The organism is Cyclobacterium sp. L-R, assembly GCF_056859355.1.
In genome coordinates this window covers 13703-33731 of the sequence record NZ_JBSXOH010000087.1, presented here as the reverse complement: position 1 = coordinate 33731, position 20029 = coordinate 13703, and the positions used below count along the sequence as shown (strand labels likewise).

General features: G+C 38.5%; 17 protein-coding genes. 7 read left to right on the top strand and 10 right to left on the bottom strand.

Going from position 1 to position 20029, the window contains the following annotated elements; translation table 11 throughout:
- Positions 1-357: 357 nt before the first annotated feature.
- The 9 genes from AC13EX_RS17495 to lpxK all read right to left on the bottom strand — a co-directional run bounded on the left by AC13EX_RS17495 (position 358) and on the right by lpxK (position 12511).
- Positions 358-1002: a CatB-related O-acetyltransferase gene (locus AC13EX_RS17495; RefSeq protein WP_482893700.1), complete on the bottom strand. Its 645-nt coding sequence runs from the start codon at positions 1000-1002 to the stop codon at positions 358-360.
- Between the two features lie 101 nt (positions 1003-1103).
- Complete coding sequence (locus AC13EX_RS17490; protein ID WP_482893699.1) at positions 1104-2900, bottom strand: tetratricopeptide repeat protein; 1797 nt, start codon at positions 2898-2900, stop codon at positions 1104-1106.
- A gap of 199 nt (positions 2901-3099) precedes the next feature.
- Complete coding sequence (locus AC13EX_RS17485) at positions 3100-3282, bottom strand: hypothetical protein (RefSeq protein ID WP_482893698.1); 183 nt, start codon at positions 3280-3282, stop codon at positions 3100-3102.
- Between the two features lie 487 nt (positions 3283-3769).
- Positions 3770-5359 (bottom strand): sulfatase family protein, encoded by a 1590-nt coding sequence (locus AC13EX_RS17480; RefSeq protein ID WP_482893697.1) that lies wholly within the window; start codon positions 5357-5359, stop codon positions 3770-3772.
- A gap of 138 nt (positions 5360-5497) precedes the next feature.
- Complete coding sequence (locus tag AC13EX_RS17475) at positions 5498-7186, bottom strand: GMC oxidoreductase (protein WP_482893696.1); 1689 nt, start codon at positions 7184-7186, stop codon at positions 5498-5500.
- Between the two features lie 11 nt (positions 7187-7197).
- Positions 7198-8442: an ABC transporter permease gene (locus tag AC13EX_RS17470; protein ID WP_482893695.1), complete on the bottom strand. Its 1245-nt coding sequence runs from the start codon at positions 8440-8442 to the stop codon at positions 7198-7200.
- A 435-nt stretch (positions 8443-8877) separates the two neighbouring features.
- The gene (locus tag AC13EX_RS17465; RefSeq protein WP_205749771.1) at positions 8878-9489 is read right to left on the bottom strand and encodes a MiaE family protein; all 612 of its coding nucleotides are present in this window, start codon (positions 9487-9489) and stop codon (positions 8878-8880) included.
- 9 nt (positions 9490-9498) lie between these two features.
- The gene (locus tag AC13EX_RS17460; RefSeq protein WP_482893694.1) at positions 9499-11460 is read right to left on the bottom strand and encodes a putative porin; all 1962 of its coding nucleotides are present in this window, start codon (positions 11458-11460) and stop codon (positions 9499-9501) included.
- Positions 11441-12511: a tetraacyldisaccharide 4'-kinase gene (lpxK, locus tag AC13EX_RS17455; protein ID WP_482893693.1), complete on the bottom strand. Its 1071-nt coding sequence runs from the start codon at positions 12509-12511 to the stop codon at positions 11441-11443. The genes AC13EX_RS17460 and lpxK overlap by 20 nt, the downstream gene beginning before the upstream one ends.
- Positions 12512-12555: 44 nt before the next feature.
- On the opposite strand from lpxK, the gene AC13EX_RS17450 reads away from it, so the two are divergent.
- From AC13EX_RS17450 to AC13EX_RS17440, 3 genes are all read left to right on the top strand, one after another.
- Positions 12556-13656, top strand: a complete 1101-nt coding sequence (locus AC13EX_RS17450) for a Nif3-like dinuclear metal center hexameric protein (RefSeq protein WP_482893692.1) — start codon at positions 12556-12558, stop codon at positions 13654-13656.
- A 3-nt stretch (positions 13657-13659) separates the two neighbouring features.
- Complete coding sequence (locus AC13EX_RS17445) at positions 13660-14430, top strand: zinc ribbon domain-containing protein (RefSeq protein ID WP_048642707.1); 771 nt, start codon at positions 13660-13662, stop codon at positions 14428-14430.
- A gap of 97 nt (positions 14431-14527) precedes the next feature.
- Positions 14528-14926: a hypothetical protein gene (locus tag AC13EX_RS17440; RefSeq protein WP_048642706.1), complete on the top strand. Its 399-nt coding sequence runs from the start codon at positions 14528-14530 to the stop codon at positions 14924-14926.
- Between the two features lie 2 nt (positions 14927-14928).
- Here the strand turns inward: AC13EX_RS17440 and AC13EX_RS17435 are convergent, their stop codons facing one another.
- Positions 14929-15558, bottom strand: coding sequence for a histidine phosphatase family protein (locus AC13EX_RS17435; RefSeq protein ID WP_482893691.1), 630 nt, complete (start codon positions 15556-15558; stop codon positions 14929-14931).
- A 54-nt stretch (positions 15559-15612) separates the two neighbouring features.
- Between AC13EX_RS17435 and AC13EX_RS17430 the strand changes: the two genes are divergently transcribed.
- The 4 genes from AC13EX_RS17430 (at position 15613) to AC13EX_RS17415 (ending at position 20017) form a co-directional block, all read left to right on the top strand.
- The gene (locus AC13EX_RS17430; RefSeq protein ID WP_482893690.1) at positions 15613-16032 is read left to right on the top strand and encodes a hotdog fold thioesterase; all 420 of its coding nucleotides are present in this window, start codon (positions 15613-15615) and stop codon (positions 16030-16032) included.
- 4 nt (positions 16033-16036) lie between these two features.
- Entirely contained in the window at positions 16037-17248 is a 1212-nt protein-coding gene (locus AC13EX_RS17425) for a chorismate-binding protein (protein ID WP_482893689.1), read from the top strand.
- A 5-nt stretch (positions 17249-17253) separates the two neighbouring features.
- A complete protein-coding gene (gene menD, locus AC13EX_RS17420) occupies positions 17254-18936 on the top strand; it encodes a 2-succinyl-5-enolpyruvyl-6-hydroxy-3-cyclohexene-1-carboxylic-acid synthase (RefSeq protein WP_482893688.1) in 1683 nt (560 codons plus the stop codon).
- A 199-nt stretch (positions 18937-19135) separates the two neighbouring features.
- Positions 19136-20017, top strand: a complete 882-nt coding sequence (locus AC13EX_RS17415) for an inositol oxygenase family protein (protein WP_048642702.1) — start codon at positions 19136-19138, stop codon at positions 20015-20017.
- Positions 20018-20029 lie beyond the last annotated feature (12 nt).

The window sequence follows — 20029 nt, the reverse complement described above, 5'->3', positions numbered from 1 at the left end:
GAACCTCTTTGGTAAGAAAAAAAATACTTCGAATAAGTGGGAACCTTCTTATTTGCGGCTGTTAAGCCCGAAATATGCAATAGACCTTCTATTCCGTGCTGTAATCGACTCAAAATCGGCCACTTCGTTGCTTTTATCAATTTTACCATAGCGGTGCTCTGCTAGAACCTCCAAACAGTCTGATTTTCTAGCGATTGCAACACTCTTTGAGAAAGTTAAGGACAGGCATAACAAATCCTATTGCATAATCCGGGATTATTGAAAGCACTTCTATACCGCACAAAAAAAGCTTCAAGTTTTTACCTGAAGCTTAAAGTGCAAAGTAGTCAATTAGCCGAATGCTTATAAATCATTAAACTAAACCTGTTTTAGGAATGCTTCTATATTGTCACCTGTTAAAAGGTGGGCATGGTCAGTGATTTTTTGAATGGGCCAATTCCACCATTTTATATCAAGTAGGCTGTTTATATTGCTGTCCGAAAACCTTTTCCGAATTAATTTGGCAGGATTTCCTCCAACAATAGCATAGGGGGAAACGTCAGCCGTTACCACCGAATGACTAGCAATAATGGCTCCATCACCGATTTTTACCCCAGGCATAACCGTTACGTTATGACCTAACCAAACGTCGTTACCAACAATGGTATCTCCTTTATATGGGTAGCTTTTTCCTTTCATTGCTTTTTCCCAGCCATGACCAAAAATTGCAAAGGGATAGGCTGAAATAGAAGTACTGAGGTGATTCCCTCCATTCATGATAAATGAAACCCCGGATGCGATCATACAAAATTTACCGATTATTAATTTGTCCCCAATAAAATCGAAATGATACTTGACATTTTTTTCAAAATTGTAAACATCCTCTAAATCATCATAATAGGTGTAATCCCCTACCTCTATATTAGGGTTGGTGATGATATTCTTTAAGAAACACAGTTTGTTATGATTCAATAAAGGAAAGGATTCATTTTTATCCGGACCTGGTAATGGATTCGTTCTCATAATTTTATAGTTAGATAAATTTTTATGAACAAATGTGAGCCATTACATCTACTGTTGCGTTCCGAATTATAATGTAATACCTATTGCTTCCCAGCTTGTTATTATTCCGCTTTGGCTTTTTTTAACCATACACTTGGAGTAACTCCTTCTTTTGTTTTGAAGAAAGAATTAAAAACTGTCTTGGAATTAAAACCACTATCATAGGCCAGTGCCAGTAGGGTTAGGTGGTTAAATCGAGGATTAACCGCAATCTTTTTGAAATAATTTAATCGGTAATTGTTCACATATTCATTGAAATTGGCTTGAAGTTTATCATTAATTAAATAGGACAATTTGTTGGGATGAAGTTCCAGTTTACTACCAAGAGCGTTTAAGTTTAGTTGGGGGTCTAAGAAAGGTTTCTCCTTGTCAAAATACCTAATTAACTTTTCCTTCATCAAATCCGCTTCTTTTTCATCCAATATTTGGGATGGCTTCTCCTTGGCAAACCACTCTTCATTTCCAGTCAAGCTAAAGTTGGCCTGATGCAAGCTCTCAAATCCTTCAATTTCTTTCAAGCTTTGCAAAAAGGGTTCGTATCTATAATTCATTAATTGGGCTCTACGCAACTCAATTCCACTTTTTAACAACTTAAAGGCTGCTTCCGGGCAATTGCCGTTGGCCAGAATAAATAATTTATAGGGCATTATTTCCCCTTTCTCATTTTCCAAGCTTTCCCATTGATCCAAAAATTCTTTAGGAATCTGTGCTATTTTCTTATTGACAATTGCAAAAAGCAGGTTGATCGATTCTTTTTCCTCAAATTTTTCAGCCAATTCTTTAACCTCTTCCTCTTTGCCCAGTAGAACAAGTACATTCACCTTTAACCTTAAGGCATGGTCAAATTGAGGGTTGATCCGCAAGGCTTTTTCAATATAATGCAAAGCAATATCATAAGCTTGCTTTAAATAAAAAACATTGGCCATGGTAAAGTGATGATTCGGAGACAATGGATCCACTTCTAAGGCTTTCTTCACAAATAATTCGGCTTGATCAAAATAGCCCAAGGCAATAAGCAGTTCTGCCATGGCCTCTAATGCATCCGTATGTTTGGGATTCATGGCCAGGGTTTGATTAATGTACTCATACCCCCCCTTATAATCCCATTCCTTCCACAAGGTTCGTCCTACAAATGACATGGGGTATTCGGGGAGTTCAGTATCCAATTCCTTGGCAATAATAAAATTGTCTATGGCTTTGCCCATTGCTTCTTCGACAGGCATAAAGCCCCAAATGGCCAATAAACCATAACATTGCAAATTCCCATAATAAGCCTTGGCAAATTCAGGGTCTTTTGCAATGGCTGCATCGTATTGCTCGATGGCTTGTTTAAAAGAGTCGGGGGTCCATTGAAGTTGGTGATAACGCCCTTTTAAATAGTGTTCATAGGCAGAAACACTACGTGTTGAAGCTTGAATCAAATGATCCTTGATCACCAAATGCCCAAAATTCTCTCGTATTTGGTCCGCAATTAGCAGGCTGATTTCATCCTGCAAAGCAAAAATATCCTGCATTTGCCGGTCAAAATTTTTGGACCAATAATGGACTCCATTTTTAGCATTGATCAACTGTGCGGTAATACGAACGCGATCTGATACCTTTCTGACACTTCCTTCTAGAATATTGGCTACACCAAGTTGTTGGCCAATTTCTCTTACATCCAGATTCTTTCCTTTAAATGCAAAAGAAGATGTTCTGGCGATCACTTTAAGTCCTTCTACCTTTGTTAGTGCATTGATTATTTCTTCTGTAATACCATCACTAAAATACTCATTTTCTTGATCGTTGCTCATGTTAACAAATGGCAACACTACAATAGATTTGTCTTCTATGATTGTTCTTTCAGGAATTTCAGCCATAGCTTAATAGCTTTACAAAAAGATTATTTTACAAACAATATTTTTTCTAAAGCTAAATATGCATAATAAATTTTTATAATAAAAAATGTTTTTCAATGCTTTACCATAAAAATTTGGCACTAAAAAATTCATTTAAAGGCTCATTACAGCATTTTTACACGTGGATAAAGAAATGAACGGTGATAGCAAAGCTAATCAACTAGTATAAAAGTTTTGGCAAACCGATCCTATTGAAATTAAAGGTTGTATGCTCTTTAAACTTTAATACCTCTGAGGATTGGCTTTTGTTCTCTGGATCCCAATTGGCCTGAGTAATTAGCAAATCTGACAGGAAAAGGATGGCTATAAAAATGCCGACAAGAATTATCTTAAACTTTTTCATTGGACTATTGGATTAATAATTAATACCCCAAAAATGAAAAAGTAAAATAGTCCTTTCGTTCGGTGCTATAATTCCGAACCTTATTTTCCGGAAGGTATCCGATATATTTTCAATTTACCACAGGGTTCAACCCAAAACATGCAATAGACAATCTATTACGTACTGAAATCGACATTAAACACCCAATCGTTGCTGTTTTCAATTTCACCATGGCGACGCTATGCTAAAATCTCCACGACCGATTTTCTTGCGATTGCCACACTTCCCGTAAACAGGGGACAGGCTTCACCCCTGACCATGTCAGGGCGGAGAAATCCTGTTACATAATCCTGGTTCGAAAAAAAAATTGCAAATTTTACCTTTTTGAAAGATAAACTCCAGCCTTTTGTTACGAAAAAAGGTATGAAACGAATGTCCCATACCTTTACAATTCCGGATTTCACAGGATTTACTTAAAATTCTTTACATGGAGAAATTGATCCGAATTTTACCTGTTTCTTTTAGCACGATGCTCCAAATAGGCGTCCAAATAATGCTTGTTTAATTCATCACTATCTCCATATTTCTTTCTAACCTCTTCTAGTTTTTCATGCATCATTCTTTGAACTTCAGCATATGAAGGGTCATCATACACACTCTGCATTTCCATAGGATCTTTTTCCAAATCATACAATTCCCATTCATCAATATCATAGTAAAAGTGAATAAGTTTATAACGTTTTGTAGACACTCCATAATGCCTTTTAACCTGATGTTCAGCAGGGTACTCATAATAAGTATAATAAACAGCGTCTCTAAACTCCTCAGTTTTACCTGAAACCACATCTCTAAATGACTCTCCTTGAATTTCTTCAGGAATGTCCACCCCTGCATAATCTAAAAAGGTAGGAGCAAAATCAAGATTTTGGACCAATTGATCAAAACTACTTCCTGCTTTTATCTCCTTAGGATATTTCATTAACAAAGGTGTTCTAAAAGATTCCTCGTACATAAACCTTTTGTCAAACCATCCGTGCTCTCCCAAGTAGAATCCTTGATCAGAAGTATATACCACAATGGTATTCTCATCCAATCCTGTTTCCTTTAGATAGTCCAACAATTCACCGACTCCATCGTCAACCGACTTAATTGTCCTCAGGTAATCCTTGATGTAGCGGTTAAATTTCCACAAAGCCAATTCCTTACCGCTTAGATTCGCCTCACGCATGGCCTTATTTTTAGGTTCATAAGCTGCCAGCCAGTCTTCCAATTGTTCAGGATTCAATCGCTTCAACTGATTTACCAACCAAGTGGTATCTCCATTGGTTGGGTCAAATTGAAATTTGAAATCATGTCCCCAACGTGCATGTCCATCAATCTCCATCTCCTGCGTTTTAGCAGCAGTTCCTCTTCCTTCATAATCATCAAAGAAATTCGCAGGAGGGTCAAAGGTCACATCGTCATATAAAGTCAAATATTTCTGAGCAGGTTTCCAATTCCTATGAGGTGCTTTTTGGTGATATAGCAAAAGAAAAGGCTCGTCTTCCTTTCTGTCATTTTTCAACCAGTTCAATGCAGCATCTGTGATAATGTCTGTGCAATATCCCTCTATCTGTTTCTTTTCTCCATTAATTAAGAAATCTGGATTGTAATAATGTCCCTGACCAGGAAGAACCATGGAAAAGTCAAACCCTTGTGGAAGACCATCCATATGTATTTTTCCAATCATGGCTGTTTGGTAACCATTGGCTTGAAGTAACTTAGGAAAATTATCCTGATCCCAATCAAATGGCTGGATATTATCAACCTTGCCATTGATAAAACTATGCTTTCCAGTCAACATTACGGCCCTACTGGGTGCGCAAATTGAATTGGTAACGGTAGCACGATGAAAAATAGCCCCTTCATTGGCTATTCGATCAATATTTGGGGTTTCATTAAGCCCATGACCGTAAGCACTTATCGCCTGATAAGCATGATCATCACTCATAATGAAGATAATATTAGGCCGGGTTTTCTCCTTTATTTCTTCGGGTTTACAACTAATGACACCTGCGCCAAAGGCAAGGTAGAGACTAAACAATAGTAATCTTTTCATATTTTTTTATTAATCAGGCGACTTTAAAAGAAAATTAAGCCGTAAGTTAAATATTTAAATTCAAATTTTTACATATCATTATAAATTCTACCTTCATTAAATCAGAGATCAAATTGAAAATCCCAGTTGCATAATAAACTATATCTCATTTCTTTTCAATGCTTTAACAGCATGATCTACAGCCCTTGCGGTAAAAGCCATAAAAGTAAGGCTAGGGTTTTGAGTCCCTGTAGAAGTCATGGAAGATCCATCAGTTACATAAACATTTGGACAAGCATGTAGTTGATGGTGTTTTCCCAACAAGGAAGTAGAAGGATCTTTACCCATTCTTACACCTCCCATTTCATGAATATCTAAACCGGGTGCTTGCCCACTATCTCTTTGCCGGATATCCTTACAGCCTGCCTTTTCTAACATTTCTGCCCCTTGGTCCAAAAAGTCCTTTAGAGATTTTTCATCGTTTTCGTCGTATCCAACATCCACCCTTAATATAGGCATACCCCATTTATCTTTAACCTCATCATCCAGGTATACCCTGTTTTCTAACTTTGGTATGGTCTCCCCTTGCATCATCATGTACACACCCCAAGCACCAGCTTCTGAGTTGGCTTCTTTAAAACCAGGTCCAAAATCTGTATTTCTCGCATTACCCCATCCACCTCTACCAGCAGAATAAAAGGTCATGTACCCTCTAAGAAAATCCATTTCCTGTTTTTTCACATTTCTAAAATTGGGCATCATGATGGCTGTAGGCCTACGTCCATAATAGTAGTCTTCAAGAAACCCATCCATTCTGGCTGACAATGATCCTCGGTAGTTGTGAAAAGCAATATGAGTCCCTAGCAATCCATTGTCATTGCCTAAGCCCTCAGGAAATCGACTTGATTTAGAGTTGAGCAGTATAAGGTTTGAGTTTAGTGTAGAAGCATTTACAAAAATCACTTTGGCAAAATACTCGGTGGTTTCTAAGGTTTCCGAATCTACCACTTGCACACCTGTTGCTTTACCCTTAGCATCGTCATAGATCAAAGAATGCACCACTGAATGAGGCCTTATTGTAAGATTTCCAGTAGCTTCTGCAGCTGGCAAAGTAGAAGAATTTGAGCTAAAATAGGCCCCAAAAGGACAACCTCTCTGGCACATACTTCTCGCCATGCATTGCCCTCTTCCTTGCGCCTTATGATGCGCAGCAGGTTTGGTAAGATGGGCACACCTTCCAATCACGAAATTTCTATCAGGATAGGCTGCGTTTACTCTTTGTTGAATAGTTTTTTCAACCTTGTTCATTTCCCATGCTGGTAAAAACTCACCATCAGGTAAAGTTTCCAAGCCATCTTTATTTCCACTGACGCCAATAAAGCGTTCCACATAACTGTACCATGGGGCTATATCCTCATAGCGAATTGGCCAATCTACAGCGAAGCCATCCCTTCCCGGCCCCTCAAAATCATACTTGCTCCATCTTTGTACCTGTCTGGCCCAAAGTAGGGATTTACCTCCTACTTGGTACCCCCGAATCCAATCAAATGGCTTATCTTGAATATATGGATGCTCTTTGTCTTTGACAAAAAAATGATCCGCATCATCTTTGAATGCATAACACCTAGAGACAATGGGGTTTTCCTTTTTTACTTCTAGTGGCATTTGTCCACGCAAAGGGAATTCCCAGGGGGGAGTATGCATGGTAGGGTAATCCACCTTGTGCTTTACATCTTTTCCCCTTTCTAATACCAGTGTTTTTAATCCTTTCTCACACAATTCCTTTGCGGCCCATCCTCCGCTAATCCCGGAGCCGATTACAATGGCATCAAATGTATTCTTATTCATTTATTTTTTATTTACTCGTACCGAAGTGATTCTATAGGATCAAGTTTACTGGCTTTATAGGCAGGCAAAAGCCCGGAAAACAATCCTACCAAAATACAGACTACAAATGAAAAAATAATCCAAACCCAAGGAATCAAAAATCCGCCTGGACCCACTGTATTGCCCACAATATTCCCTATACCAATCCCCATTATCACTCCGAGTATCCCGCCTAAAACACAAATAACAATGGCTTCAATTAAAAATTGCTGTCGTATCCGAAGTGGGGTAGCTCCCATTGCTTTTCTAATCCCAATTTCTCTTGTTCTTTCTGTAACAGATACCAACATTATGTTCATCAATCCAATCGAGGCTCCAAGTAAGGTGATAAAGCCTATTCCAAAACCACCAATCCTAAGATACCCTGCAATCTCTTCAAGACTTTCTCCGAGGGTTTGGGATTTTACAACTTCAAAAGAATCCTCCATGCCTACCCCATCTTCCCGAATAGCCCGCATAATACCTGTTGCCTGACCCATTTCGTATTGCAACCTTAAAGGGTCTTGCCCTGCTATAGTAATGGTATACCTGAAACTCCCTCTCTTATCGAGGTTTCTGGCATTAAGTATAGGAATAATAATCGCGCGGTCAGCACCAGAATCTCCACCAACACCACCTTGTTTTTCCATAATCCCAACAATAGTATATCGCTTACCATAGAAAGAAATGTATTGATTCAGAGGGTTTTCCTTATCATCAAATAGAGTTTTTTGAATCTCGGTTCCTATGACACAAACATTGTTTCCATACTCTATTTCCACATTGCTGAAACTTCTCCCTTTATCTATGGCCACCCCTTTAATTAAAAAATAATTCTCATCTCCTCCTATAATTCGACTATTGGGATTGGTTTTTTTGGATTCTTTTTTGACTTCTGCTGAACCCGACACGAAGGTAGTCACTGTTGAAACGCCTCTCTGATTGTATTTCTCTTGAAATTCAGAAGCCTCTCTAAAGGTAATATTAGGGTAATTCTTTTGAGCAATTCCTGAAGAAGTAGCCCTACCACCTGAAAATCCTTTACTCCTAACATCAAAATTATTGGCACCAAACCCAGATAAACTTTCTTCGATTTGAGCCTTCATTGCGTCTATTGCTGTAAGCATACCTACCAAAGAGGTGATGCCAATGGCTATAATCAAGCCGGTTAAAATGGTCCTGAGAAGATTTGATTTTACCGATCTAAAGGCTTCTCTAATATTTTCGAGCAGATTCATAAATTGTCCGTAAGTGGCCAATAATTAATTTTATTCACGTCTTTATCGTTAATATTAACTATAAATACCCTTCATAAAAAGAAATCTAAGGTTTTTTAATTGTTTTTAACCCGGATTTTGTAATAGGATTCGTGATGGGTGTTGCAATCGCAAGAAAATCAGGCTGTTTGGAAATTTTAGCATAGCACCGCTATGGTGAAATTGAAAACAGCAACGATTGGGTGTTTTGAAGCGATTTCAGCACGTAATAGATTGTCTATTGCATATTTCGGGTTTAACCCGGATAATGCAATAGTGTTTGCCTACGTCACCGCGAAGTGATTCTTTCAAGTGATAAAAGAGCTATTAGCTAATATTGATTTTATCAGGCTTACAGCAATGGCTAGCAATGTTAACCATGTATTGGATTGGGTATTAACTTATTCCCGTTGAGTATTAATGCATTCGGTCTCCCCTGATCTCTAGTTCTTTCAAAACCTCCTTTTCGTGCGCCAACCACTCTTGCCAACGTAATTCAACCTTTTCAGGGTCCTGGTACTTTTTTGCAAGTTGGATAAAGTTAACATAATGACCTGCTTCAGAAATCATAAGCTCATGGTAAAAATCACAGAGCTCCTTGTCATCAAGGTTTTTCCACAGCAGTTTAAAACGTTCACAAGACCTGGCTTCTATTAGGGCATTCATCAATAACAGCTCGGAAAGCTGGTCTTTTCTGCTACCCCCTTTCCTCACGAATGACTGAAGTTGAATAACATAATTGTCTTTTCTTGGAAAACCAAACTTATAGCCTCGTTTTCTTATTTGCCCCATTACAGCCTCAAAGTGCGCCCACTCTTCTGCCACCACTGGTGTGAGCACATCTACCATTTGATCAAATTCAGGAAACTTAATTATCAGAGAAATGCATGAGGAAGCTGCCTTTTGTTCGCAATAAGCATGGTCGACTAATATGGATTCAAGGCTTATACTTGCAATGTCCACCCACCTTGGGTCAGTAGGTAATTCCAAACGCAACATTTTGTTTTTTGTCGATTCCTGCCAGCTCATTTTATATTTTTAATCAAAGAAGTACCAACTTATCCCTAAATCCAACATGCCTTTTAACCCTGTGTAATCTGGTGTAATAAAATAACCATCATTGGGCATTTGTCCAGAGTTCAAATGGTTGTACCTAAACAATACCCTTGTTCTATTGATTCGAAAGTTTAGAAAAGCATCCACAACAGGATAGGCATAAACATTGAAATTATTTTGCAAATAGAATTGCTGAGTCGCAGGCATATAGGCCGGAGCATAATTGTCACTTCTATACCTGCCTTCTATACCCAATTGCACGTAGACATGATCATCAAACATCGGCCCGTCAAAGAAAAATCGGGTATTTATAAAAAGTTCAGGTATTCTAAATTTATCTGCAGCACCGCCTGTAATCAATGTATAGTAAGCTTCAGATTGCCAGTGGAATTTACCTGCAAAAACCAAATGAGACTCCAATCCAGGAATCACCATAAAAGCTTCGGATGAAATCTGCTCTGGAACCATTTCTTCATTGTAAAAAATGTAATTGTTAACCCTATTGATGGTCAGGTTAGGCCTTATCTTATAATTCTTAAAGTCTCCTTTGATTGTCCCTTTAATTTGGTCTACCCCAGTACTAGAAAAATCATTCTTCCACATATAATGGTTGCCACTATATTGCTGCTGCATCATATTGGGCTTGTAGAGTGCTTTGGTATAACTAACATCCAAAAAGGGCGAAATAAACAAGCCCTTTATCCTGTAACCATCCGGAATAAGGTATTCTCCCTCTGCTTCAAAGATCCAATTTTCGTTAATCTCTCCTCTTAAAGCTCCTCCCAAAGACAATTCGGTAAAGGAATTGTTTGAAGTGAAAAACCGACTCGCCATTCGTCCAGTTCTAAATTTTAAAAAGGCATTGTAATAGACAGGCCCAAAATCACCTTTAAACCCTACCTCGTTTTTCCATTCGGAAAAATGATTGTGGTTGTTGGTAGTGTCCTCTTTGCTAAAAGCATTGTCTTCATTGATTGAATTAAACCTGTTGGTATTAAAATAAGTAGAATCTGAAGTCCCTAAGTTTGAAAAGAAGGTAACAGCTTGCTTGGATTTATCAAATACATGATATGCTTGCCAGCCCTTTAAAATCTCGTATTCGTGGTAAAGGTGGTAATTCTGCCTCAAATCCACAGCTTTGGAGTTACTCAGCCAAACCTTTGCGTCCTCATAAGTGAAATACAAAGAAGTAGTATCCACACTCGGAGGTATAATTCCTCCTTGTTCATTCACATTGTGCTTCATTCTGGTGATGGTGCCTAGCAAGAAATATTTACCATTGTCAGACTTGTAATTCGAATGTATCTCGTAGGAATCATTCACCACATTATTATCATCTCGAGTAGTGGGGTTAAGGGTTTTTCTGGCCCTAATTGTATGGTAGCCAATTCCTACATTCCAGTTCGGAGTGATATTCCTGGCAAAGCCTATGTCCAACTTATTCCTATTCCCCCCGCCGAAAAAAGCTTCAATTTTAGTGTAGGGTGATTTCGTATTGTAATACCTTATGCTGTCAGGAGAATTGTGATAAAGGTCATAAGCATGAAAACCAGATGTTCTACCGATTTGATTAGGAACATCGTAAAAAACGGGTCTTGCAGCTGTCCCTAGATTTCCAAGGTCCTGGTATTTGTACCAAGTATTAGCTACCGCTTCGTAATTGTGAAAACCGGTAAGAGAAGTATCCAACTCCATTTGCTTAAACCGGTTATTCCTAACAAAGTGCTCGTAATAGTAAAGGGATGTTTTGGGACCATATACCATTTTGGTAGAATCATCGAGCAACCCCTTTTTCATGGCAGTGTTCCCTCTTTCCTCCTCTGTAGGTCGACTAGCATTACCACCCTGTCTCTGTTGCTGCTGCGCCAAGGAAGGAGCTATAAAGGCAACGGTTATTGCTAAAAGCGCAAAGAAAGTTCTCAGATTAAATTTCACTGTTAGCATTTTTATTAATAATCATGCTTTTAATTCTTTTTAAAAGCTGTTCTTCTTCCTTTTGCTCCATATCTATCTCCACTGGCAATACAAATACAGGGATATTACAAACCAATTCCAATAATTTATTATCCTTCAATTTTACAGCATCTTTTTCTGTAGTCAAAATACTTACATTTTTAGTCGCATATTTTTTATATACTTCACTAATGCGCAGCATATCTTTTGCCTTGTAAGAATGGTGATCAGGAAAAGCAATGGTTTCCATGACGATCTTTTGCTTACCTTCTAAATGTAAACGTATAGGTCCAGGATCTACTATACCAGTTACCAAAATAAATTTATCACCCGGTTCAGAAAATTCCAGATTCAAAGGATAAGGAGAACCATATTTAAGACCAGCAAAGTAAATGGGTTTCTCCCTTACCAGATAATCTGAGATTTGTTTTCTGAACCTATTTTTCTCATTTAAGTCTAAGTTATCGGGGCATTTGGTAACCACGATTAGGTCGGCTCTATTCACATTGCGTCTTCCTTCTCGTAGCCTCCCTACAGGCAGAAGATAATCAGTGAAAAATGGTCTTTTGTAGGTCGTTAATAAAATATTGAGATCAGCCAACAGGTACCTGTGTTGAAAAGCATCATCCAGTATAATCGACTCCACTTCAGGATTTTCTGCAATAATCATGGGAATGGCAAGTATTCTTTCCTCACCTACCGCTACAGTCACCTTTTCTTTAAACTTTGAATAAACCTGAAAAGGCTCATCCCCAATTTCACTCGGTGTACTTTGCTCATTTGCCAATTTGTAGCCACTGGTTTTTCTTCCATACCCTCTACTTAAAATCGCCAGGTTAAATGAAGAAGAAAGATGATTTATCAAAAACTCCACGAAAGGCGTCTTTCCTGTGCCACCCACTGCCAAATTCCCAACCACAATAGTGGGCACCTCGAAAGGCTGACTTTTCTTAAGCCCTGCCTCAAACATCCTGTTTCTCAACGAAGTGATCCCATCATAGATTAGAGCAAGGGGAAATAGTAAAAAATCAACAAAACCCATTGGTGTTTTTTTTGTAGTTTTGGGAGTAAAACGAAAGCAAATATATGGTTTATTTGATTAAGGATATCATATCTTATCTGGAAAACCTGGCACCAACTGCCTATCAGGAAAGTTATGACAACGCAGGATTAATTGTGGGCGACCCGATGACCGAAGTAAAAGGCATCATTTGTTCCCTTGATGTAACAGAAGATGTTGTAAAGGAAGCCAAAGAAAAGAATTGTAACCTTATCGTTGCCCACCACCCCATTGTATTTAGGGGACTCAAGAGTTTAACTGGTAAAAATTATATAGAGCGTACGGTGATAAACGCTATCAAAAACGACATTGCCATCTACGCCATCCACACCAACCTAGACGCTGTCAGCCAGGGAGTCAATCGCAAAATCGCTGAAAAAATCGGCTTGCTTAACCCAAAAATACTGGCTCCTAAAAAGGGGATAATATCAAAGCTCAGCACATTTATTCCAAAGATGAACGTTGACAAAGTGTTAGAAGACTTGTTTGCCGCTGGTGCTGGAGAAATTGGCAATTACTCCAATTGCAGTTTTAAATCTGAAGGAACTGGGAGTTTTTTACCTCAGGATGGAGCGGAGCCAACACTTGGAAAAAAAGGTGAATTATCAACAGTAGAGGAAACCAAGGTTGAGTTAATTTTCCCAAGTCATCTGGAAAACAAAATCATCAATACATTAAAAACTTCACATCCATACGAAGAAGTCGCCTATTATATTCAGGTACTAGAAAATAAAAATCAGGATGTAGGTTCAGGCATGATAGGTACTCTTCCAGATCCCTTGTCAGGCAAAGATTTCCTACTCCATTTAAAGGCTTCAATGGATTTAAAGGTGCTGAAACACACTCATATTTCTGACAAAAAAGTTAGTAAAATAGCTATTTGCGGGGGTGCAGGGATTTTCCTACTGAATAATGCGAAGAGGTCTGGGGCAGATGTTTTTATCACAGCAGACATCAAATACCATGAATTCTTTGATGCTGAAAAGGATATACTATTGGCCGACATAGGGCACTATGAAAGTGAAATTTACACAAAAGAACTTTTAAAAGATATATTGTCACGAAAATTTAGTAATATTGCAACCTATTTGACAAATGTAATTACAAATCCTATAAGTTACCTATAGTACATGGAAAGTCCAGTCGCACAAAAATTAGAAGCAATTCTCAACTTACAAAATATCGATTCCCGTCTTGATGCAATATTTAAGGTAAGGGGGGCTCTTCCTGAGGAAGTTCAGGATTTGGAAGATGAGATAATAGGATACGAAACCCGATTAAGCAAATTTAATGCTGATATATCCTCCATGGAGGACGAAATTAAAAAGTACAAAGATGCCATAAAAGATTCCGAAAAGCTGATCAAAAAATACCAGGATCAGCAAATGAATGTAAGGAATAACAGGGAGTATGATGCAATTACTAAAGAATTAGAATTGCAGGATCTGGAAATCCAAGTATCGAAAAAGAAAATTACCGAAACGCAGGTAAGAATTGAAAGTAAGCAAAAGGACATTGAAGACCTTAATGAAATCTTGAAGGACAGACAAAAAGATCTGGACCAAAAGAAAGGTGAACTTGATACCATTGTCTCTGAAAGTGAAAACGAAGAGAAAAAGCTTAAGAATGACATGGAAAAAGCTGCTAAAAAAGTAGATGACCGGTTGATCAAATCTTACGACAAAATCAGAAAGAATGCTAAAAATGGTTTAGCAGTAGTTTTGGTTAAGCGTGGAGCATGTGGTGGTTGCTTTAATATCGTTCCCCCACAAAGACAAGCTGAGATCAGGGAAAGGAAAAAAATTATAGTTTGTGAACATTGCGGTAGAATTCTTGCCGGTGTTGAAGACGAAATCGTCGAAGAACCAGCACCAAAGAGAAAAAGAAGCAGCAAATCATAAATCTAAAAAATCCGGAAATTAAATTTCCGGATTTTTTTTTTACTGAATCCGATTGCCTTATTGATTCGTATATTATAAATGTATATATTACGATTCTATGAAAAAGGTAATTTTGGTTCTAACCGCATGTATCCTTACAGTTCTTTCTTTTGCAAAAGAGAGAACTGACAAGACCTTTTTGATAATTTTTGACAAGGATGAGCTTGCCTATCACCAAGCAAATCCCAGCATCATGGAGCTGAATTTTTCAAGCACCTTCCATACCAAACTTTATTCGGGCAACTCTGAAACTGCATTACTGGTAACTGTACCATTTGCAGATTGGACTGTTTGTGAAATGGGCAAAGCCATTGTGAAAGTATCTGTAAGCAAAGAATTGGCACTTGAAGAGGTTGCCTTTAGAATTATAGACCTGGATGTTAGTAGAAAAAATTTTAAATCACTACTCTCAGACTCTTCAGGTCAAAACAACCAAGGGAAAAATTCTACCAATTAATTTTATTCAATACCCTCCTTCATTATGCTTGGAGACGGATGATAGCTATCCAAATAAATCCCTCCATCTTCTTTTTCTTCCAAGACATAACAACATAAGTTTTCATGTCTAAATACATCCATATACCTTAAATCATAGCCCAACACAACCGTCATAAGTATTCTTATGGCTCTGCCATGCATACAAACGAGAATGTTCTCGCCCCCTTTCCCAAGGATATACTGAAAAGCACGCTTTAATCTTTTTGCTACCTCTATAGGGGATTCACCCCCATCTATCTTATGGCCTAACTCACCAGAAGACCACCTGCCAAGCATATCCAGATAATACTGGTTTTCTTTATGGTCCATTGGTAAACCTTCATAGTTCCCCCAAGAAATTTCATTCAAGTCCACCAATTGCTCTTGTGGAATTTCCGGTTTTAAAAACTTAGCTATTGACTGCTTGGTCCTGATCAGTCCTGAATAGTAAATATGGTCGAATGGAATGCCTTTGAAATCCTCATAGAAAGCCGCTGCCTGTAATCTTCCCGTGGAATTAATAGGTGCATCAATACCACTTCCCTGCACTACCCCCTTGAGGTTATAGTCAGTTTGTCCATGCCTTACAACATATATTTTTTTAGTCCTCAAGATTTCCTTAATTTTGGTTCAAGGTTCAAAGAAAAAAATTTTATCCCATATAACATGGTATTTAAGAAAAAACCCGATCTGGAATTTATAAATAGTCTAGGGGAGGACAATATGTCAGGTTTTTTAGAAATCAAATTCACAGATGTAGGAGATGATTTTGTAGTAGCAGAAATGCCCGTCAACAATAAAACCAAACAGCCCATGGGATTGTTACATGGTGGAGCCAATGTAGTTTTGGCTGAAACCTTAGGTTCTATTGCTGCAATGTTGACACTGGATACGGAAAAACAAACCCCTGTGGGCTTGGAAATAAATGCCAATCACCTTCGGTCTGTGACGGAGGGCAAAGTTATTGGTAAAGCTTCACCTATTCATATTGGTAGAAAAACCCAGGTTTGGGAAATCAGAATTACAGATGATAAAGGAAAACTTTCATGCATCAGTCGATTAACTGTGGCTATTTTACAAAAGTAACACTATGGAAGCCACCAACACACAGTTAAAAGCCTCCAAAGAGCTTGTTATTTCTTCCCTTTTTGTCAATGCTTTTAGAAGTAATGCTTCTATAGCCATTTGGCGCAAGCCTGGTTCATCCAAGGTAGAAAGCATCACCGATAAAGACCCAGACGGCTACGATGGCCCACTTAAGGATCTAGATCTTCTCCCTCCGGGATTCATGATCCATCCCTTTAATAACAGCCAACAACATCCACCGCTTTACATAAAAGCCAGCAGCTACTATTCTTTCCACCTTAACAATGAGGCAGCTGAAGAATCCGAAAACACAGAAATACCAGAGGTAGGTGATGTCAAGGAGGAAGAACTTGCCGCTGAAATCAGAGAATTCATCTTGAAATCCCAGAAGAAATCTACTGCTTCTTCCTCAACCACAACCAAATCCAGCTTTATCGCAACTGTTACTAAAGCGATTGAAGCAATTAATTCGGGGGATTTGTACAAAGTAGTTCCTGCAAAAATAAAACACATTGAATTACCCGAAGATTTCGACCTTGCCTCCGTATTTTTAAAATTATGTGAAATTTATCCCAAGGCATTTATCAATTGTTTCTATAGTGAAAAAACAGGCCTTTGGATTGGTGCGAGTCCAGAAACTTTGATTAAAACAAAAGGAGACGAATTCTATACTATGGCCTTGGCTGGTACCCAAAAAGCAAAAGGAGAAGATCCTCTTAAGAATGCAGCATGGACCCAAAAAGAAATTGAAGAACAGGCCTTGGTAAGCCGTTATATTGTCGACTGCTTCAAGAAGATCCGGCTTAGGGAATACAGCGAGATCGGACCTAAAACTACGGTGGCTGGAGGCTTATTGCACCTCAAGTCTGAATTCTTGGTGGACATGAAAAACACAAACTTCCCCCAACTAGGAAGTGTAATGCTAGCCCTGCTCCACCCTACTTCTGCTGTATGTGGTATGCCAAAGGAAAAAGCGATGGAATTTCTACAAAGACATGAAGCTTTTGACAGAGAATATTTCTCAGGTTTTATCGGTCCTGTTAACATGAATGAGGAAACCGTGCTCTTTGTAAACCTCCGTTGCGCAAAATTAAACAATAAAAAAACCTTGCTATTTGCTGGTGCAGGGATTACAGAAGACTCAGTACCGGAAAAAGAATGGGAAGAGACAGAAATGAAATGTAATATTATAGGCCAGTTCATTCAAACCCAATAGTAATTTTGATACTTCCCCAGCTTACTTACCTAGCCTCTATATGTGCCAATAGCGGCATCACTGAAGCCATACTTTCGCCAGGTTCACGAAGTGCACCTATTTCGCTGGCATTTATCCGACATCCCGACATCCATTGTAGGATAATTCCTGATGAAAGGTCAGCAGCATTTATAGCAATGGGAATTGCCCAGCAACGCAATAAACCTGTAGTGTTAATTTGCACAAGTGGTTCTGCGGCTTTGAACTATGGGCCAGCAATAGCCGAAGCCTATTACCAGCAAATTCCTCTACTGGTTTTAACTGCCGACAGGCCCCCGGAATGGATAGAACAATGGGATGGACAAACCATTCGCCAAGACAATCTATACAGTGCTTTTATCAAATCCAGCTATGTCTTCCCTGACGAGGTTTTACATCCTGACAAACTTTGGCATGCTAAAAGAATAACCAAAGAAGCTATTAACCTTACCCATGAGGCACCTATGGGACCGGTACATATCAACATCCCGTTGAGGGAGCCTTTCTACCCTAACCAAGAAGAACAGTATCCTTTCGAAATCACAGACCTTGAACCTGACCTAGATCAGCACCAGACCAGTACTTCATTAAAGGAAGAAAGTGTAATTCAAGTTATAACAGAATTAAAAAAGTACAGAAAAATACTTATCCTGGTTGGACAACAAAGGCCTGACAAACAAATTAGGACCTTATTAAAAACAATAGCTGAAAATCACCAAGCAGTGGTTGTCACAGATGTGATCAGTAACATGTCTCAGGAATGTACAATCGAGCATCATGATTTCTTTTTAGGCAAGCCTAGTAATGAAATGGCTCCGGACTTAATGATAAGCTTCGGTAAATCCATTATCTCTAAAGCTTTAAAACTCTTTTTAAGGAAAAGCGATACAGCCCACTGGCATATCCAAGCACAGGGTCAAGTACCAGATACTTTTCAACATTTGAACCAAATTATCAGGTTGCATCCCGCTACCTTTTTAGATTTCTTTCAAAAAGAGACAAAAGCAGTGGATTCAGTTTTTGAAAACGAATGGCTAAAGAAAAACAAGTCCATTAAAAATATTTTACCCAAAACGCTTGAAAAAGCACCTTTTGGTGAGTTGAAGGCGCTTGATAATCTTTTAAAATCACTGCCCAACTATGGGAAAATCCACATTGCCAACAGTATGGCCATAAGGAATGTGAACTTTTTAGGCTTAAGTGGAGATGACCTTGAAATAATTTGCAATAGGGGTACCAGTGGAATTGATGGATCAAACAGTACTGCAGTTGGTTGTACTTTCACTACGAAGGAACCTGTTGTGTTATTAACCGGAGACATGGCCTTCTTTTATGACAGGAATGCATTTTGGCATCAATACAACTTACCCAATTTAAGAATTATCCTGTTCAATAATCATGGGGGAGGCATATTTAGAATGATAGATGGCCCTGCAGCATTACCAGAAATGGCTGAATATTTTGAAACTCATCAGAAATTAGATGGGTCTAATTTGGCAAGGGAATTTGGGTTCCAATATCATTTAGCACAAAACATGGAAGAACTTCAGACCGCGCTAAGCGATTTTTTCCATACCTCAATAAATGCAAAACTTCTTGAAATTAAAACGGATAGCGAAACAAATACAAAAGCCCTAAAAATGATAAAGGAAGCTTTGAGTGGCGACTGAATCAGACCGTCAAGATTTCCTAAAAAACGCATCGACTCCCCGTAAATTGCTTAGCAGGTACTGAACCCAGAGAAACTTTAAGCTAGAATCAAAGCAGTATAGCTAAAATTTCGTTAAATTTAAAGCGAAAATATAATTTTGGATTAAACATTGATTTGTTTTTTCTAACTTTAACGCACTGATAATAAACCTATAATTCATGCGACAGGAATTGACAGATAAAGAAAATGCCCCACTAGATAATATTGAGGATTGGGAGGCTGATTTGAAAGTAAGGTACCCAAAGCCCAAGTCTGAAGAGGCCAAAAGCAAAGCGGATTACCGTAATTACCACGACTCTGAACGAGTAGCAACGGTCAAGGAATTTTATCGCTTAAACCACCAATACCAGACCGTTGATTTTGTCACAAAAAAACAAGATGAGTTTCTCAAATTTGATAAAAAGGAAATGCCTTTTTGGGATGCTATCGATTACCTTAATACACTCGTAGATGATTCTGACCCTGACACCAATCTCGATCAGCTTCAACACTTGCTACAAACCTCTGAAGCAATAAGAGCGGATGGACACCCAGATTGGTTTGTTCTTACTGGTTTTATACATGATTTGGGCAAAGTATTGTGCCTATTTGATGAACCACAATGGGGAGTAGTTGGTGACACCTTTCCTGTAGGCTGTAAGCATTCTGATAAGGTTGTATACCCAGAGTATTTCGAGGCAAACCCTGATAGCAAAGACCAGAGGTACAATACCAAATATGGGATCTATGAGAAAAACACTGGATTGGACAATGTGATGATGTCATGGGGTCATGATGAATACCTATATCATATAGTCAAAGACCACCTGCCAGAACCAGCTTTATACATGGTTCGCTACCACTCCTTTTATGCCCAGCATAGGGAAAATGCCTATGATCACCTAATGAGTGATCATGATAGGGAAATGTTTAAGTGGGTAGACAAGTTTAATCCTTATGACCTGTACTCAAAGGTACCCGTTCCACCAGACGCCAAGGCCCTAAGACCTTATTATGAAGACTTGGTTGCTAAATACCTTCCAGCGACCTTGAAATTTTAATTGCCTTTTACA

Bases quoted from the DNA above. Each gene is read 5' to 3' on its own strand.
- AC13EX_RS17495 (WP_482893700.1), bottom strand. From the start codon at position 1,002: ATGAGAACGAATCCATTACCAGGTCCGGATAAAAATGAATCCTTTCCT.
- AC13EX_RS17490 (WP_482893699.1), bottom strand. From the start codon at position 2,900: ATGGCTGAAATTCCTGAAAGAACAATCATAGAAGACAAATCTATTGTA.
- AC13EX_RS17485 (WP_482893698.1), bottom strand. From the start codon at position 3,282: ATGAAAAAGTTTAAGATAATTCTTGTCGGCATTTTTATAGCCATCCTT.
- AC13EX_RS17480 (WP_482893697.1), bottom strand. From the start codon at position 5,359: ATGAAAAGATTACTATTGTTTAGTCTCTACCTTGCCTTTGGCGCAGGT.
- AC13EX_RS17475 (WP_482893696.1), bottom strand. From the start codon at position 7,186: ATGAATAAGAATACATTTGATGCCATTGTAATCGGCTCCGGGATTAGC.
- AC13EX_RS17470 (WP_482893695.1), bottom strand. From the start codon at position 8,442: ATGAATCTGCTCGAAAATATTAGAGAAGCCTTTAGATCGGTAAAATCA.
- AC13EX_RS17465 (WP_205749771.1), bottom strand. From the start codon at position 9,489: ATGAGCTGGCAGGAATCGACAAAAAACAAAATGTTGCGTTTGGAATTA.
- AC13EX_RS17460 (WP_482893694.1), bottom strand. From the start codon at position 11,460: ATGCTAACAGTGAAATTTAATCTGAGAACTTTCTTTGCGCTTTTAGCA.
- lpxK (WP_482893693.1), bottom strand. From the start codon at position 12,511: ATGGGTTTTGTTGATTTTTTACTATTTCCCCTTGCTCTAATCTATGAT.
- AC13EX_RS17450 (WP_482893692.1), top strand. From the start codon at position 12,556: ATGGTTTATTTGATTAAGGATATCATATCTTATCTGGAAAACCTGGCA.
- AC13EX_RS17445 (WP_048642707.1), top strand. From the start codon at position 13,660: ATGGAAAGTCCAGTCGCACAAAAATTAGAAGCAATTCTCAACTTACAA.
- AC13EX_RS17440 (WP_048642706.1), top strand. From the start codon at position 14,528: ATGAAAAAGGTAATTTTGGTTCTAACCGCATGTATCCTTACAGTTCTT.
- AC13EX_RS17430 (WP_482893690.1), top strand. From the start codon at position 15,613: ATGGTATTTAAGAAAAAACCCGATCTGGAATTTATAAATAGTCTAGGG.
- AC13EX_RS17425 (WP_482893689.1), top strand. From the start codon at position 16,037: ATGGAAGCCACCAACACACAGTTAAAAGCCTCCAAAGAGCTTGTTATT.
- AC13EX_RS17415 (WP_048642702.1), top strand. From the start codon at position 19,136: ATGCGACAGGAATTGACAGATAAAGAAAATGCCCCACTAGATAATATT.